Origin of the sequence: Acidisphaera sp. S103 (assembly GCF_009765975.1) — a bacterium.
Taxonomy (GTDB): Bacteria; Pseudomonadota; Alphaproteobacteria; order Acetobacterales; family Acetobacteraceae; genus Rhodopila.
In genome coordinates this window covers 28,502-31,737 of the sequence record NZ_LMUJ01000067.1, presented here as the reverse complement: position 1 = coordinate 31,737, position 3,236 = coordinate 28,502, and the positions used below count along the sequence as shown (strand labels likewise).

Here is a 3,236-nt window from a genome sequence, read left to right as displayed (position 1 = left end):
GGGCGTGGGATTGCTCTCGGTGCGCAGCGGCAACGTCGTCGTGCATGCCGATCCCGAACCTTACCAACCTCGCAGGCAGCCGAAGCAGCGTCAGCGGCTGCTGAGCGAGTTCCTCCGCCGCAGCGGGGATCATAATTTGGGCGGCACGACCAAGCGTCCTCGGGTGACGGCGTATCGGGAGGATGCGTTGGCGTGCGCCGACGTGCTGGCGGCCCGGGGCGTGATGAAGGTCGCGGCGGTGCGGGATGCGACAGGTGTGGCGAAGGCGAGCGCCATCCTGCGCGACGATGTCTATGGCTGGTTCGTCAGGGTTGGGCGTGGGACCTATGACATCGCGCCGAACGGGCGCAGCGCGTTGCTGCAATACGCCGATGTGGTGGCGGCTCGGGTTGTGACCGGAATGGCGGAACCGGCGGCTGCCACGCGTTAAGGGTTTGTCAACCTTCGGGGGCTATCCTGCCGCTTGTCTGAAGCACAAAGCGTGTTGGTCGCGGGATGGACGACTTTCAAATGGGCGATTTCGTGCTGTCATCGGGGGTCGCAGCGCCCCGGCGGGTCGGTTCGCTGGCGATTCATCATGACCTGGGCGGCGGTTCGTCGAGATCGCGGCGTTCGTGGGCGATGGCCGCGTTGCCGATCATCTGCCTGGGCGTTGGCGCCGGCCTGCTGACCGGATGCGGCACGTTGAGCCGCCTGTCCGAAGTCGGACGGCCGCCGCAGATGACCCCGACCTCGGATCCCACGAAAGACCCGAAATACCGGCCGCTGACCATGCCGGAGCCGGCGCCCCAGCCGTCTCCGCGTGAGGCGAACGCGCTGTGGCGACCCGGGTCACGCGCATTTTTCAAGGATCAGCGGGCGGCCCAGGTCGGCGATATCATCACCGTGCTGGTCAACATGAACGACTCGGCCAATCTGACCAACGATACGACGGCCACCCGGACCAGCAGCGAAACCGCCGGCCTGCCGAACCTGTTCGGGCTGGAATCGATCGTGCCGAAGGCCGTCAACATGTCGTCACTGGTGTCATCTTCCAGCGGCAACAGCAATGTGGGGAGCGGACAGATCCAGCGTAACGAGGCCGTGACGCTGCGTGTGGCGGGAGTCGTCACGCAGGTGCTGCCCAACGGCAACCTCGTTGTCGCCGCCAGCCAGGAATTCATGGTCAACAGCGAATTGCGGGACCTGCGGGTCACCGGCGTCGTGCGCCCGCAGGACATTGCATCGGACAACACCGTAACACATGACCGGATGGCCGAAGCGCGCATCTCCTACGGGGGACGGGGCAACCTGACCGATCTGCAGCGTGCCCGATGGGGACAGCAGATGCTGGATATCCTGGCGCCGTTTTAGAGCGTTTACAAGCTGACTGTGAACAGTCAGCACGCTCTAATTCTTTGTTTGATCGCATGATTCACGCCCTGTTGGCGTTCCGCCCAGGGCGACCACGCTTTAGTGAGATGATTGGATGAGTAGAACCGCGCACCGGACGGTCACGAAGCTGCCGAAGCCGAAGGCGCGCAAATTGTCGCCCGCCGGCGAAGCGGTGTTCGCCGCCGCCGTTCAGCATCACCAGGCCGGGCACCTGGCCGACGCCGAACGTCTGTACCGTCAGGTCCTGGCGGTGAACGCCGGCCACGCCGACAGCCTGCACCTGCTGGGTGTCGTCGCGCTTCAGGCCGGGCGGCCCGAGTTGGCCGTTGACCTGATCGGCCAGGCGATCGGGATCGACGCCACGGTCGCCCTGTATCACACCAACCGGGGTAATGCGCTGAAGGCGCTGGGCAGGCTGGACCAGGCCGTCGCCTGCTATCGCCGAGCGATCGTCCTGCGGCCTCGCTACCCCGAGGCTTACAGTAACCTGGCCACCGCGCTGCATGCGCTGAACCAGATAGACGAGGCGTTGGGTTGGCTGCGCAAGGCCGTCGCCATGAAGCCGGATTTTCCCGAAGCCTATAATAACCTGGGCAATCTGCTTGTGGACCAGGGGCAGTTGGACGAGGCGGCCGCCTGCTATCGGCGCGCCATTGCCCTTCGGCCGGGTTATGCGGATGCGTGCAACAACCTGGGCACCGCGCTGAAGGACGCGGGCTCGCTGGAGGAAGCGGTTGTTTGCTACCGGACGGCCCTCGCGGCCCAGCCGGATTTCGCCGAGGCGTCGAACAATCTTGGCATTGCGCTCTGTCGGTTGGGACAGTTGGAGGAGGCGGCCGGTTGCTGCCATCGGGCGATCGCGCTGCGGCCCGACCTGATGGAGGCGCATGACGCGCTGGGTGCCGTGCTGGCGAAGCAGGGCAGGCTGGACGAGGCGGCCGCCTGTTGCCGGCAGGCGGTGGTGCTTGGGCCCGACGCGCCGCGGGCACACGACAATCTCGGGACCGTCCTGAAGGAACAGGGGTTGCCGGAGGCGGCGCTCGCCTGCTTCCGGACGGCCATCGGCCTGAAGCTGGATTTTCCGAATGCGCATCGCAATCTGGCCATGGCGCTGCTGGCCGTGGGTGACATGGCGGAGGGGTGGCGGGAACACGAATGGCGCTGGGAAACGGCGGATATGGCCGGGGCTCGCCGAGCGTTTGTGCAACCGCAATGGTTCGGTGAGGCGGGCGGGGGCCGCACGCTGCTGATCCATGCCGAACAGGGGTTGGGCGACACGTTGCAGTTCTGCCGTTACGCGGCGTTGGCCGCCGCCGCTGGACTGCGGGTCGTCATGGAGGTGCAGGCGCCGCTGGTCCGGCTGCTGGGGGATTTGCCGGCTGTGGATCGGATCGTGGCGCGTGGGGAGGCGTTGCCGGCGTTCGATCTGCACTGCCCGATGCAGAGCCTGCCTTTGGCGCTGGGAACGACGCTGGAGACGATTCCGGCGGCTTCGCTGCGTGCGGATGTGGGGCTGGCGGCGGCTTGGGGCGCGCGTCTGGGGGCCATGGGGGATCGGCGGCCCCGGGTCGGGGTGGCGTGGGCGGGCAATCCGGAGATGGTTCGCGACAGACAGCGGTCGTTGAGTCCGGATCGGCTGGCGCCGTTGTTCGGGGTGGATGGGTTGTGGTTTTTCAGTTTGCAGAAGGATGGGACGGCGGCCGGGGTGACCGATTTCATGGGGGAGATGGGAGATTTCGCCGATACGGCCGGGTTGGTGGCCAATCTGGATCTGGTGATCTCGGTCGATACCGCCGTGGCGCACCTGGCGGCGGGGTTGGGGAAGCCGGTGTGGCTGCTGGACCGCTTCGATCCGGACTGGC

At 66.4% G+C, this 3,236-nt stretch carries 3 protein-coding genes; all 3 read left to right on the top strand.

Features of this window, described 5'->3' with window-relative positions; all coding sequences use genetic code 11:
• Nucleotides 1–430 (top strand): DUF2161 domain-containing phosphodiesterase (locus GSQ89_RS24670; RefSeq protein WP_216856364.1); only part of this gene is annotated, 430 nt, incomplete at its 5' end.
• Nucleotides 431–621: 191 nt separating this feature from the next.
• Nucleotides 622–1,353 carry a flagellar basal body L-ring protein FlgH gene (gene flgH, locus GSQ89_RS24665; protein ID WP_158930258.1) on the top strand — a complete coding sequence of 244 codons (732 nt, stop codon included), beginning with the start codon at nt 622–624 and terminating at the stop codon, nt 1,351–1,353.
• Between the two features lie 115 nt (nt 1,354–1,468).
• The coding region (locus GSQ89_RS24660) for a tetratricopeptide repeat protein (protein WP_158930248.1) at nt 1,469–3,236 on the top strand (1,768 nt) is incomplete at its 3' end.

Bases quoted from the DNA above. Each gene is read 5' to 3' on its own strand.
- flgH (WP_158930258.1), top strand. From the start codon at position 622: ATGGCCGCGTTGCCGATCATCTGCCTGGGCGTTGGCGCCGGCCTGCTG.